General features: G+C 36.4%; 2 protein-coding genes. Both read right to left on the bottom strand.

Annotated features, from left to right (window positions below; translation table 11 throughout):
- Positions 1-108: uL14 family ribosomal protein (locus SB679_RS24880; protein WP_410704973.1), on the bottom strand; the 108-nt coding region annotated here is incomplete at its 3' end.
- 2 nt (positions 109-110) lie between these two features.
- Positions 111-261 (bottom strand): uS17 family ribosomal protein (locus SB679_RS24875; RefSeq protein ID WP_410704972.1); only part of this gene is annotated, 151 nt, incomplete at its 5' end.

Genomic DNA, 261 nt, shown 5'->3' with positions numbered 1-261 from the left:
ACCAACTGAAGCATATCTTCTTCTGGTTCCTCCCAGAACTCTGATAACTAGTACTTCTTTTGCACCTGTGTTATCAGCAACTTTTAATCTTGATTCTGTTTGTAACATTATTACTTAGCTTTTTCAATGATTCTTACTAATCTCCATCTCTTGCTCTTGCTCATAGGTCTAGTTTCTTGGATAAGAACTGTATCACCTTCTGTGCATTCGTTGTTCTCGTCGTGTGCAGTATATTTTTTCGTTTTCAAAACGAATTTACCG

This window comes from Chryseobacterium sp. SIMBA_029, from assembly GCF_046535275.1.
Lineage (GTDB): Bacteria > Bacteroidota > Bacteroidia > Flavobacteriales > Weeksellaceae > Chryseobacterium.
This window is presented reverse-complemented; position numbering and strand designations above follow the sequence as displayed.